The 12,662-nt window shown below is 65.2% G+C and carries 11 protein-coding genes; 7 read left to right on the top strand and 4 right to left on the bottom strand.

The window, feature by feature from the left end; genetic code table 11:
- Together OEW28_RS09845 and OEW28_RS09840 are read left to right on the top strand one after the other, a co-directional pair.
- Positions 1 to 711 (top strand): aspartate dehydrogenase domain-containing protein, encoded by a 711-nt coding sequence (locus OEW28_RS09845; RefSeq protein WP_263734589.1) that lies wholly within the window; start codon positions 1 to 3, stop codon positions 709 to 711.
- Between the two features lie 164 nt (positions 712 to 875).
- The gene (locus OEW28_RS09840; RefSeq protein WP_263734961.1) at positions 876 to 1,088 is read left to right on the top strand and encodes a tautomerase family protein; all 213 of its coding nucleotides are present in this window, start codon (positions 876 to 878) and stop codon (positions 1,086 to 1,088) included.
- Between the two features lie 17 nt (positions 1,089 to 1,105).
- On the opposite strand, the gene OEW28_RS09835 is transcribed toward OEW28_RS09840, so the two are convergent.
- The 4 genes from OEW28_RS09835 to OEW28_RS09820 are packed head-to-tail and all read right to left on the bottom strand — an operon-like array spanning position 1,106 to position 5,978.
- A complete protein-coding gene (locus OEW28_RS09835; protein ID WP_263734588.1) occupies positions 1,106 to 2,179 on the bottom strand; it encodes a DUF1513 domain-containing protein in 1,074 nt (357 codons plus the stop codon).
- 4 nt (positions 2,180 to 2,183) lie between these two features.
- Entirely contained in the window at positions 2,184 to 3,182 is a 999-nt protein-coding gene (locus tag OEW28_RS09830) for an imelysin family protein (protein WP_263734587.1), read from the bottom strand.
- 1 nt (position 3,183) lies between these two features.
- Positions 3,184 to 4,716 carry a di-heme oxidoreductase family protein gene (locus OEW28_RS09825; RefSeq protein WP_263734586.1) on the bottom strand — a complete coding sequence of 511 codons (1,533 nt, stop codon included), beginning with the start codon at positions 4,714 to 4,716 and terminating at the stop codon, positions 3,184 to 3,186.
- Complete coding sequence (locus OEW28_RS09820) at positions 4,713 to 5,978, bottom strand: imelysin family protein (RefSeq protein WP_263734585.1); 1,266 nt, start codon at positions 5,976 to 5,978, stop codon at positions 4,713 to 4,715. The genes OEW28_RS09825 and OEW28_RS09820 overlap by 4 nt, the downstream gene beginning before the upstream one ends.
- A 228-nt stretch (positions 5,979 to 6,206) precedes the next feature.
- On the opposite strand from OEW28_RS09820, the gene OEW28_RS09815 reads away from it, so the two are divergent.
- The 5 genes from OEW28_RS09815 to OEW28_RS09795 all read left to right on the top strand — a co-directional run bounded on the left by OEW28_RS09815 (position 6,207) and on the right by OEW28_RS09795 (position 12,623).
- Positions 6,207 to 6,890: a fumarylacetoacetate hydrolase family protein gene (locus OEW28_RS09815; protein ID WP_263734584.1), complete on the top strand. Its 684-nt coding sequence runs from the start codon at positions 6,207 to 6,209 to the stop codon at positions 6,888 to 6,890.
- A gap of 132 nt (positions 6,891 to 7,022) precedes the next feature.
- Entirely contained in the window at positions 7,023 to 9,242 is a 2,220-nt protein-coding gene (locus tag OEW28_RS09810; protein WP_263734583.1) for an NADP-dependent isocitrate dehydrogenase, read from the top strand.
- A gap of 97 nt (positions 9,243 to 9,339) precedes the next feature.
- Complete coding sequence (locus OEW28_RS09805) at positions 9,340 to 10,638, top strand: Nramp family divalent metal transporter (protein WP_263734582.1); 1,299 nt, start codon at positions 9,340 to 9,342, stop codon at positions 10,636 to 10,638.
- A gap of 176 nt (positions 10,639 to 10,814) precedes the next feature.
- On the top strand, positions 10,815 to 12,089 hold the full coding sequence (locus OEW28_RS09800) for a flavin-containing monooxygenase (RefSeq protein WP_263734581.1): 1,275 nt from the start codon (positions 10,815 to 10,817) through the stop codon (positions 12,087 to 12,089).
- 117 nt (positions 12,090 to 12,206) lie between these two features.
- Positions 12,207 to 12,623, top strand: coding sequence for a RidA family protein (locus OEW28_RS09795; protein WP_263734580.1), 417 nt, complete (start codon positions 12,207 to 12,209; stop codon positions 12,621 to 12,623).
- The last annotated feature ends 39 nt before the right edge of the window (positions 12,624 to 12,662 follow it).

The following is a 12,662-nucleotide window of genomic DNA, read 5'->3' as shown; positions in this document are numbered from 1 at the left end:
GTGACGCCTGTGCCCGGTGGCGCGCGGACGATCAGTATCATCGGGGCCGGTCGGATCGGCCTGGCGGTGATCGGATACGTCCGCGCGACGCCCGGCCTGGCCCTTGGCCGCGTACTGACCCGAGGCGGTTTGCCCGACACCGGGGATCCGCGGACGTTTTTCGACACGCCCGCCGACCTGGTCATCGACACGGCCGGCCCGGAGGCGCTTCGCGCTTTCGGGCCGGTCGCGCTGGCACGCGCAGAGCTTTGGACGGTGGGTGCGGCAGCCCTGGCGGACCCGCTGTTCCGCGCAGATATCGAACGGGCTGCCGCTCGGGGCGGCACCGCGATCCGGCTGTTTTCGCCCTGGTTCGCGGGCGTTGGACATGGCGCGCCGGGAAACGCGCGCGGGTTGCACGTCCGCGCCGAAAGGCCGGGAATCGGCAAGGGCTGGTCAGGCCCGCTGAGCGATGCGGTAAGCCTGTTCCCGGACGATCTGAACTCTGCCGTGGCGGCGGCGCTGTGCGGCCCAGGCATCCAGGCGACGACGGTCGAGCTGGCCGACAGCGGCCCGAACGGCGCGCACAGGATCGAGGCGCGGCTCGAGGCTGACTTCGCGACGTTCCATTCCGCGGCGGTCTTCCGCGACACGCCCGGCGCTTTGCATCCGACCGCCGCGGCGATCATCGGCAGGCTCAGAAATCTGGCGGGTGGTTTCATGTATGGCTGAAAGCCCGGCGCTGTCCGGCGTTGCGTGCATCCGGTTGCCGGCCCGGCTTTCGCGCAATTTCCGCCGGGCCGTGGAAACTGGCGCTGGAAATGGCGGCCCGCTTCGGCGAAGAAGTCCGCAGGTATCCGCGCGCGCATCCGCGCAAGGTCGCCTGAGATACGACCATCGCAAGAGGAAGCCCAATGCCCGTCATCCGCATCGAAATGTATGAAGGCCGGACCGTCGAACAGAAACGCGCCTGCGCAGCGGCCGTCACCCAAGCCTTCATCGACACGTGCGGGGGCAATCCTCAGTCGATCAACGTCATCTTCAGCGACGTGCCGAAGCAGGACTGGGCGATCGGCGGGCGTCTTGGCATCGACCCCAAGCCGGAATAGGCGGCGGCGATCGGCGCCTAAAGACGAACGATGTGATTGTCCCAGGCGCGGTTCGCGCGGCTGTGTCCTGCCGGAACGCGGTCCCGCATCAGGACAAAGGCGCCGTGGCCATCCGTCATCGCCAGAAGATCCCCGTCCGCCGCAAGACCGCAGACATCGGCGCGCAGCACCTCGTAGGCATACTGTCCTTGCGCATCGAAGACCTGGACCCGCCCGCCCTTGGGGGATGAGATCGCGACCTTGCGGCCATCCTCGAAGAACGTGACCGAACCCGCATAGCCCTGCATTGCCGCGTGGCTGTTGTCCGGTGCTCGGACAAGCATGGGCGCGTGATCGCCCTGCTGGTGCAGTCCCAACAGCGCGGGCGACAGATCCATCGGGCCTTCCCATTGCATCGCGAAGGCGACGCGGCCCATCGCGTCAAGCGACAGGTGCCGGATCGAAGCCTTGTGCATGCCTGGTGAGAGGCGGACCTGTTCGTCGATCGTGCCATCGGGCGCCAGGTAGGTCAGGTTCGGCGCCATCGTGTCCAGATTGAGCTTTTCCCTGTCGCCCGGACCAGTTCGGATGCCGCCGTTCGCGACGACCAGCGTTTCGGATCCCGGAAGGCGGCGGATCTCATGCGGGCCGATCCCGCCCGAGGCGATCTCACCGACGCGCGCATACCCGTCCGATCGGGACCAAAGCGCGATCCGGCCCTCGCCCGTATCCGCGACGACCTCGGAGGTGTAAAGCACGTCTCCGCCCATGGAATAGACGCCGTGGCCGTTGAATTCACGTCCGGCCGCGGCGGCAAGGCGCGCGATGACCGCGCCTGTCACGCAGTTCAGCACCAGCGCATAAGTGCCAGGTCGACGGGCGAAGGCCACGGCCTCGGGCGCTTCCGGGTGCGCCGTCGCGGCATGGCCGCGCGCGGGCAGGGGGACGCGGAACAGGTCCTGGCCGTCGGCTGACAGCCCGAAAAGCGCGTGGCCGCCGTCAGGTTCCTGCGCCGCGGAAAGAAACGTGGGGCTGCCCGCATCCGCCCAGCCCAGGCGCGGAAGGGCCGCGGCGGCCACCAATGATCCCAGAAAGCTGCGGCGTGTCGTCATGGACCTAGTCCCCGTCGAGGGCGTTCAGACCCATCGTGACGCCAAGCGCTGCCGACAACTCCTCATTCGCTTCCGCACGCAAAAGCGTCAGCGCGGTTTGCACCGCCTCAAGCCGGAAGCGGCCCATCGGGTCCTCCACAGCCGAAAAATCGGGATCGTCAAGTTTCGAAGCCATCCAGCGGACCCGCTCGAAATCCTCTTCGGTCATGGTCGCGCCTTCGGGAACAAGCGCAAGCGCCAGTGCTTGATGCGCGGCCAGCGCCAGTTCCAGGTTGTGCTGGGAACGCTGCGACAGCCGACCTTCGGCACGCGTCGGGCGCGGGGTGTCGGGTGTGCCAAGGGGAAGGCCTAGCCGTTCGGTGATGTCGAACTGCAGCGATGTCAGGAGCGCGGTGAAGATCACTTGCCGTGCCTCGATTTCGTCCAGAAAGCGCGGGTTGCCGGCTTCACCGGCGGTCCTGAGCGTTTCCGCAAAACCCGTGTTCCAGTCCGTCGCGACGTCCCGCGCGGTGCGGGCGAGGTCGGCCGTGGCGGCCCTGACGAGTGCGCATCCGGGATCCGTCGCGCCGTAGGTGTTGAACCTCGGGTCGTAAAGCATCGCCTCGATCGCATAGAGCCCCCGGACCGACACCGGCTGTTCGCCGTAGCGTTCGGGCGTCGTCAGTGCCGGGTCCTGACTTGACAGGATCCGTGACAGCGCCTTGGGGCGGTGTCCGCTCTTGTCCGGCCAATAGGCAATGACCTGGCGGCGTGCGCCGTCTTCAAGCGGGCCGAAGCGCAGGTCGGCGATGGCGAACCAGGCATCCATCGCCCCGTTCCATGCCGTTCGCAGATCGGCGGATTCTGCCCGGCAGTCCGCCTGCGCTGCCTGATCCAATGCGTCCGTCGCCGCCACGAACCGCGACAGGCCCGGCGTGACGACTTGCCCCAGCACGCGGTCGATGGCCGGATCGGCTTGCGCCGCCAGCGGGACGAGGAGGAGGAGGGCAGTCAGGATACGCATGTCAAAGGCTCCCAAGGAAACGGATGAGGGCGTCGCGATCCTCTTGCGAGAGAGTGTAGACCCGGTCGCGGGCCGGCTGCGCCTCGCCCCCGTGCCACATCACAGCCTCGATCAGCGATGTCGCGCGGCCGTCGTGAAGATAGCTTTCACGGCCCGAAACCTGCGCTGTCAGCCCGATACCCCAAAGCGGCGCGGTGCGCCATTCGGTGCCGGTCGCGCGTCCTTCGGGGCGGTGGTCGGCCAGACCTTCGCCCATGTCATGCAACAGAAGATCGGAGTAGGGCCAGATAAGCTGAAACGACTGCGCGGGGGCATCTTTCATTCTGCCCGTGACGTACTTGGGCACATGACAGTCGGCACAGCCCGCCGCGTAGAAGATGGCCTTACCGCGCAGAACCTGCTGATCGTCGACATCGCGTCGTTCAGGTACGCCAAGGTTGCGGGCGTAGAAGGTCACGAGGTCAAGGTTTTCCGCCGACACTTCCAGCCCGTCGGTGTCCGCGCCAGTTTCGGCCAAGACGCAGGCTGCCTGCCGTGCCGTGCAGTCGCCATGACCTGATGGGTGAAGCGGCGTCGATAGCCCCATGTCGCCAGAAAATGCGGCGGCGCTTTGTTCTTCGATTGTCGGCATTCCTGCCTTGTGACCGAAACGACCCAGCATGGGCGCGTGGTGCCGCCGTGACATCACGATGTTCGCGCGTCCCGATATGCCGTCGCCGTCCGCGTCGTCGGGATCGGCATGTGCCAGGATCTCGGCCGCGGGGATCGCCTCGAGCAGGCCAAGCCCTATCATCTGCTGGGCCACCCGGGGCGAAACCATCAGGCCGGGCGCGGGCGCCCCGTAGCCCGGATCGGCAAGGCTGTAGCTTGGCAGGTGCATCGTGATCGTCGCGCCATCCGGGAAGGTCAGCGGGACTTCGGTCGTCTCGACCTGCATCCGGCCCTCGGCGGGAATGCCCGCCAGGCTGAAGTTCTGCAGCTGGCCGCCGTAGATCGGGTCGGGGCTGGTCGCGATCCAGTCGGGGATAAGCCCGGTTTCCGACGAAGTGTCGGAGGGCACCGACAAGCGCAGGAACAGGGCCACCGCATCCTCGTCAGCGCTTGCGGGCGGAAGCCCTCGTCCGTCCTTCAGGTGGCAAAGCTGACAGGCGCGCGCGTTGAAAAGCGGCCCCAGCCCGTCGGAAGAAGCGGTGGAGGAGGGGGCAGAGACCCATGGCTTGGTGAAAAGGCCGTTGCCCAGGTTGAAGGTCATCCGACCCTCCAGCCCGATGTTGGCTGAAGGGTCGGAGAAAGCGTCCGCGGTCGACCGCGCGCGCACTGTGGCGGCGCCGGCCGGCTTTGCCTCGAACCGCTCAGGCGCGGTGAAATCGCCCGTCGGTGCCGTCACGGCCCTGATACGGGCGGCTTCGTCAGCCGTGCGTGGCAGAAGCGGCAGCTGCAGATCCCTCAGGTCGACGGTTTGGGCCCCTCCAGGAAGTCCCGCAAGGCAGGCAATCGCAAGGGCCGCAGGCCGAAGCCCGAGGATGGATGTCATTGGAACACCTCAGCCGCACCGTCCAGCGTTTCATCACCTTCGACGACGACACCCGCAAGACCCAGTGCGGTCGAGGCACGCTCAATGGACCGGGATTGTGCGACCAGCGCATCGATGACGGCGTTGATCGCGGCCTCGCCCTGATTGTTGCCTACCTGAAGCAGCATGTCGTAGCTCTGCCCTTGCGCGGCAAGAATGCGCAGGTCGTCGGCTGCGGCAAGGCTTTGGGCGATCTCTTCGCCAAGCGCCTGGGCCAGCGCGGGATCGGACTCCGCCAGCGCGTCCCTCAGCCCCGGCCCGGAAACGATCGAACCGTCGATCCGGGTGTATTTCCCGAGATAGACGTTCTCCATGCCCTTGATGTCGAAGTAGTGGCTTTGCGGGGTGTTGTCCGAAAAGCAGTCATGCTCTTCCTCGGGATCGTGCAGGATCAGCCCCAGCTTGACGCGCTGCCCGGCCATTTCGCCATATGACAGGTTGCCAAGGCCGGTCAGGATCGCGCCAAGCGCCGCCTCGGGGCTTGAGGACACGGCCGCGCGCGCGGCGCCGTCTTCGGCCCACTGTGCGGTCATCCAGTCAAGGTCGGACACCAGCAGATCGGTTGCAGCCTTCAGGTATTCTGCCCGACGGTCGCAGTTTCCACCCGTGCAGTTCGCCCCTTGCGCGAAGTCGGTCCAGGGCCTTTGCCCTGCGACGGGCGCATCGCTGACCAGGTCCTGCCCCCACAGCAGAAACTCGATCGCGTGATAGCCGGTCGCTACGTTGGCCTCGTTCTCGCCCGCTTCCTGCAGCACGTCCGTGAGCAGCGCAGGCGTGATCGCCGAGGCATCGACCTGTTGCCCCGAAAGCGTGAAGGTCGGGTTGGCAATGACGTTCAACTGCGATTGGGCGTTTTCCTCGGACCCGAAATAGGCGGCGTCGACGTAGTCGATCAACCCTTCGTCCAAAGGCCAGGCATTCACCTTGCCTTCCCAATCGTCCACGATCGGATTGCCGAAGCGGAACACCTCGGTCTGCATGTAGGGATCGCGCGCCATCCGCCACGCGGCACGAGCCGCTTCAAGCGTTTCCTGCGAGGGCGCCGCGATCAGCGTCTCGACCGCCGTCTGCAACACGCGTGCGGAAGCAAGGCTGTCCTGGTAGCCCGCCTCGGCGATATCCGCGTAAGTCCGGGCGATGGCGTCGCGGTCGGCTGCGAATGCGGGCGGCGCCAGAAGCAGCAGCGCGAAGGGGGCGCAGCTGAAAAGCGGATTGGGTCGCATGGCTGGAAACTCCGATTCTGTCCTGTTCGCGCTTGATACCTACTGTTTTTGTCGGAATTGTAAATCTTATAGAATCTGTCTGATAATTTGCGTGCGGCTCCTTCAGCGCTGCCGTGACGGTGCACGCGCGTCTTTCACCATCCGGCGTCAATAAAGCTTGTCGTTGCCCTTATGCGGCAACAGAAATACGTTGCGGTCGCCATCGCGACGCCCGTCCAAGGAGAGCCCATGACAGATTTTGTTTTTCCGGTGCCACCCGTCGCACAGATTCCCGTCGTGGACTCAGGCGCTTTCCCGGTCCGCCGGATCTACTGTATCGGTCGCAACTACGCGGCCCACGCGATCGAGATGGGGCATGATCCCGATCGTGAGCCGCCCTTCTTTTTCCAGAAGAATCCCGACAGCCTGGACGCATCCGGCACCTTTCCCTATCCCCGCATGACCGACGATGTTCACCATGAGGTCGAGTTGGTCGTAGCATTGAAGTCGGGCGGCACCGATATTCAGCTTGACACGGCGCTGGACCACGTCTGGGGCTATGCCGTCGGTCTGGACATGACCCGGCGCGACCTGCAGGGCGAAGCGAAGAAGCTGGGCCGGCCGTGGGAAATCGGAAAATCCTTTGAACACGCGGCGCCCGTCGGACCGCTGCACCCGGTTTCGGAAATCGGGCACCCGGACAGGGGCCGGATCGCCTTGACGGTCAACGGAGAGCTGCGCCAGCAAGGCGATCTGGACCAGATGATATGGAAGGTGCCCGAAATCATCGGCTACCTTTCGCGGTACTTTGAGTTGGCCGCGGGTGATGTCATCATGACGGGCACCCCCTCAGGGGTTGGGCCGGTGAAACGCGGAGACCGGATCGAGGCGGAGATCGACGGCCTTGGGACGCTGAGTGTACAGGTGGTGTGATGCCCTGCCGCCAGGCAGAGCAACCGAATTGCGGCGTTGCCAAAGCGCCGCATTGGCTTCGCCTGAGGAAGCAGTGTATACCATTGTGTACGAATGGGAACGATTCTAGAACATTTGCGAGGACGATCCGAAATGACGGCCGATAGCTCGACCCCCGACATCATCTACACCAAAGTCGACGAAGCCCCCGAACTGGCCTCGGCGTCGCTTCTGCCGGTCATTCAGGCCTTTGCCGGCGCGGCCGGCGTATCGGTCGGAACGCGCGACATCTCGCTGGCAGGCCGCATCATCGCGGCTTTCCCGGAACGGCTGACCGAGACGCAGCGGCAGTCCGACGACCTGGCGATCCTGGGCGACCTGGTCAAGCAGCCAGAGGCCAACGTGATCAAGCTGCCGAACATCTCGGCCTCGGTTCCCCAGCTTGTCGCTGCGATCAAGGAGCTTCAGGCGCAGGGCTACGACATTCCGGACTACTCCGAGGATCCATCCACCGACGCCGACAGGGAGGCCCGCGCGCGCTACGATGCGATCAAGGGCTCGGCCGTGAATCCGGTGCTTCGCGAAGGCAACTCTGACCGCCGCGCGGCAAGCGCCGTCAAGAACTATGCCCAGGCCAATCCGCACCGGATGGGCGACTGGAGCAAGGACAGCAAGACCCGCGTCGCGGCGATGTCGGGCGACGACTTCTTCTCGAATGAAAAATCGGCGACGCTGGACAAGGCCGCGACCGCAAGGATCGTCCTTGAAACCGCCAAGGGCGAGGTCGTCCTGAAAGAGGGGGTCAAGTATCCTGCGGGCACCGTGGTCGACGCGACCTTCATGTCGGCAAGCGCGCTGGACAGCTTCCTTGCGTCCGAGATCGAAAGGACCAAGGCCGAGTCCGGCGTGCTGTTCTCGATCCACCTCAAGGCCACGATGATGAAGGTGTCGGACCCGATCATCTTCGGTCACGCGGTGAAGGCCTGGCTTGCCCCGGTGTTCAAGGAGTTCGGCGTGCGGATGGCGGCGCTTGGCGTCAATCCGAATTCGGGACTGGGCGACCTTCTGGCCCGCGTGAAGGGCGACCAGGAAATCATGGCCGCGATCGACGCGGTGATGGCCGAACGCCCGCCCATGTACATGGTGAACTCGGACAAGGGCATCACCAACCTGCACGTGCCCTCGGACGTCATCATCGACGCGTCGATGCCCGCGCTGATCCGCGCTGGCGGCAAGGGGTGGGGCCCTGACGGGAAAGAGGCGGACTGCGTCTGCGTGATCCCCGACAATTCATACGCGCCGGTCTATGACGCTGCGATCGAGTTCTTCAAGGCGAACGGCAAGCTTGACCCGGCTACCGCCGGAACCGTGCAGAACATCGGCCTGATGGCGCAGAAGGCCGAGGAGTACGGCAGCCACCCGACCACGTTCGAGATACCCGAAGCCGGAACTGTCCGCATGATCCTTGAGGACGGCACCGTTCTTCATGAACACAAGGTCGAGGCTGGCGACATCTGGCGGTCGGCCTCGGCCCGCAAGGCGCCGATCGAGGATTGGGTGAACCTGGCGATCGACCGTCAGCGCCTGACCGGCTACCGAGCGATCTTCTGGCTGGACGCCGAACGTGCGCACGACGCCGAGATCATCGGATACGTCAAGCCCATCCTGGAAGCCAAGGGCGTCGCCGACAAGTTCGAGATCATGGCCCCGCGCGAAGCCACCCGGGCCTCCTTGGAAACGATCACGAAGGGCGAAAACACCATCGCCATCACCGGCAACGTGCTGCGCGATTATCTGACCGACCTGTTCCCGATCCTTGAACTTGCGACCAGCGCCAAGATGCTGTCCATCGTCAAGCTCATGCAGGGCGGCGGGCTGTTCGAAACCGGGGCCGGCGGCTCTGCCCCCAAGCATGTTCAGCAGCTGGTCGAGGAAAACCACCTACGCTGGGATTCGCTGGGCGAGTTCTGCGCGCTGGGCGAAAGCTTCCGCTTCCTGGCCGAGGCCAAGGGCAATGCAGGGGCGAAAGTGCTGGGTGACGCTGTGGACGCCGCGACGCAGGGCATTCTTGACCACGACCGTTCGCCCGGCCGCAAGGTCGGCCAGCCGGACAACCGCGACAGCCACTACTGGTTCGCGCGCTATTGGGCCGAGGCGCTGGCCGCGCAGAGCGATGACGCGGATATGGCTTCCCGGTTCAAGTCTGTTGCGCAATCTCTGGCCGAGAGCGAGGACGCCATCGTTGCCGAACTGGCGGCGGTGCAGGGCAAGCCAGCCGATCTTGGCGGCTACTACCATGCCGACCCTGAAAAGGTCGCGAAGGTGATGCGTCCCTCCGCCACCTTCAACGCGATCATCGCTTCGCTGGGATAAGGCAGCGATTGGCGCCGCGCTGGCAAGGTGCGGCGACAGCAAGGATCACGGCGCCGGGGCTGTCCCCGGCGCCTTCCATTTCAGGCGCTGTCCCCAGATGCCCGGCGCGACAGGAAGTCCTCGAAAACCTCCAGCGTCGCCTGAGAGACGAGCCCTGAAAGGGGAGTTGCGCGGATGGCGCAGCCGCCTTGTGTTCGCGGGCCCGGCGATCATCGCATCGGTCGCCTACATGGATCCGGGCAACTACGCGACCAACATCCAGGCCGGCGCGGGTTACGGCTACTCGCTGCTTTGGGTCGTCGTGCTGGCGAACCTGATCGCGATGCTGTTTCAGGCGCTTTCGGCCCGCCTTGGCATCGTCACCGGCAAGAACCTCGCGGAGCTTTCGCGCGACAGCTTTCCGCGCACCATCGTCTGGGCCATGTGGGCGGTCAGCGAGGTCGCGGCCATGGCGACGGACCTTGCGGAGTTCCTGGGCGGCGCGATCGGGTTGGCGCTGCTGTTCGATCTGCCGCTGATTGTCGGAATGGCGATCAGGGCGATCATCACCTATGCCATTCTCGTGCTTGAACGCGGCGGCTTCCGCCCGATGGAGATCGTCATCGCCGCGCTTGTCGGGCTGATCGGCCTTTGTTACCTGGCAGAGATCCTGATCGCACCGATCGACTGGCGTGCGGCGGGGCGTGGCATCCTGCAGCCCGCGCTGCCGGATGCTGCCGCCCTGACCATAGCCGTGGGGATCATCGGCGCCACCGTCATGCCGCACGCGATCTACCTGCTCTCTGGCCTGACGCAAGCGCGGGCCGATATCCAGGACGACGAGGACCGCCGCAAGGTTCTGCGCTTCTCCAATGTCGAGGTCGTGGTCGCTTTGGCGGTGGCCGGTCTTGTCAACATGGCCATGGTTATGATGGCCGCCAGTGCCTTCCACCTGGGCTACTCCGAGGTGGCCGAGATCGAGACCGCCTATCACACGCTGACCCCGCTTCTGGGCGCCGCCGCCGCCGGGATCTTTCTGACGTCGCTGATCGCCTCGGGTATTTCCAGTTCCGTGGTTGGAACCATGGCGGGCCAGATGATCTTGCAAGGTTTCCTGCACATCCGGGTGCCGATCTGGGTGCGCCGCCTGGTGACGATGCTGCCGGCCTTTGCCGTCGTCGCGGCAGGCGTGAATGCCACTCAGGCGCTGGTCGTCAGCCAGGTCGTGCTGTCGATAGCACTTCCCGTGCCGATGATCGCTCTCATCATCTTCTCGTCCCGACGCTCGGTGATGCGGGATTTCGCGATCGGCCCCGTTCTGCGCATCTGCGCGCTGGCGGGCGCTGCGGCGGTTCTGAGCCTGAACTTCGTCCTGCTGGCCGACACCTTCGGCATGGCTGTCCCTTTCCTCGACTGATCCGCGCCTTGCGGAAAGCTGCTTAGATTTATCCTAATCATGGCGGATGAACCTATTACTTGTCGCCAAAGCAAAGTTCTCTCACCTTCTGCCCGGAACGCGGGGTGCGCCAGGCGCCCCGATCCAGTGAAACGCAAGCGGCGGCGGGGCGGCTGGCCGCCAGGAAGGGAACGGCAATGGCAACGGAAAAAATTGACACGCTGGTCGTCGGCGCAGGTCAGGCCGGCGTCGCGATGAGCGAGCATCTGGGAAACGCCGGCATCCCGCACATCGTGCTTGAGCGGGATCGCATCGCCGAACGCTGGCGGACCCAACGCTGGGACTCGCTGGTCGCCAACGGCCCTGCCTGGCACGACCGTTTTCCGGGGATGGAGTTTTCCGGCGACGGGCCCGAGGACTTCGTGCCGAAGGAAAGGGTCGCAGACTATTTCGTCGCGTATGCCGAAAGGATCAAGGCCCCGATCCGCTGCGGCGTCGAGGTCCTGAAGGTGACGCGCAACGAAGGACGGCCCGGCTTTGCCGTGGAAACGTCGCAAGGCGTGATCGAGGCCGAAAGGGTCGTGTCGGCGACCGGGCCGTTCCAGCGGCCCGTCATCCCTGCGATCGCCCCCAAGGACGGGGGCCTGTTCCAGATCCACTCGGCCAATTACCGCAATCCTGCGCAGCTGCCCGATGGCGCGGTCCTTGTGGTCGGGGCGGGGTCGTCGGGAACCCAGATCGCGGACGAACTTCGCCGTGCGGGACGCCAGGTCTATCTTTCGGTCGGGGCGCATGAGCGTCCGCCGCGCGCCTATCGCGGTCGCGATTTCGTATGGTGGCTGGGTGTGCTTGGCCTGTGGGACATCGAGGCGATGGCGCCCGGCACGGAACATGTCACGATCGCGGTCAGCGGCGCCTATGGCGGCAGGACCGTCGACTTCCGCCGCCTCGCACATGAAGGCGTCACTCTGGTCGGCCTGACGGGCGGCATCGCGGCCGGGAAGGTGTCGTTCCAGCCGAACCTTGCGGAAAACATCGCGCGCGGCGATGCGTATTACCTGTCGCTTCTCGACAAGGCGGATGCCTATGTCCGGCGCAACGGCCTTGACCTGCCGGAAGAGCCTGACGCGCGTCGGTTCCTGCCCGATCCCGACTGCGTGAAGAACCCGATACTGGAGCTTGATCTGGCCCGGGCCGGGATCACGTCGATCATCTGGGCGACGGGCTTCGCGCTGGACTTCTCCTGGCTGCAGGTCGACGCCTTCGATGAAAGGGGCAAGCCCCGGCACCAGCGTGGCGTGTCATCCGAACCGGGTGTCTACTTCGTTGGTCTGCCCTGGCTATCCCGGCGCGGGTCCAGCTTCATCTGGGGTGTCTGGCACGATGCGAAGCATGTCGCGGACCACATTGCCACGCAGCGCAAGTACAGGGATTACCCCGGCCCGCAGCAGTCGGCAGAGAATGTCGCGTGACCCCGGCACGACGATCATGCCCGGCGGGATCCGCTTGACTTCGGCGGGTTCGCCGCGGGACTGATCAGCGCAGGCCAGGACCGCCAGAGCCGCATCAACGCTTCCAGGAGACATCAAATGGCGCACTACCGCCACCGCAAGTTCAACACCAAGGATACCTACCCCGAGCAACAGCTCGACAATGACCTGTGTCAGGCGGTCGTGACGCAAGGCGGGCGCACGATCTGGATGCGCGGACAGTGTCCGCAGGATCTGGACACCGCGAAGAACATCGAAAGCCATGACCCGGTCGAGCAGACCCACAAGGTGATGCGGAACATTCGCCAGTTGGTCGAGGAATGCGGCGGGCGGATGGAGCATGTGGTGAAGGTGGTCGTCTACATCACCGATGTGCGGCACAGGGAGGCCGTTTATCGCACGATGGGCGAATACCTGAAGGGCGTTCACCCGGTGTCGACCGGCCTTGTCGTGAACGCGTTGGCCCGGCCGGACTGGCTGGTGGAGATCGACGCGACGGCGGTCATCCCGGATTGAGCGCGGGCTGTCCGCGGTTGCCCGTGGACTGCCTCCACG

The organism is Albidovulum marisflavi, from assembly GCF_025751435.1.
GTDB classification, from domain to species: domain Bacteria; phylum Pseudomonadota; class Alphaproteobacteria; order Rhodobacterales; family Rhodobacteraceae; genus Albidovulum; species Albidovulum marisflavi.
Note: the sequence above shows the minus strand (reverse complement) of the source record. Positions and strands in the feature narration are given on the sequence as shown.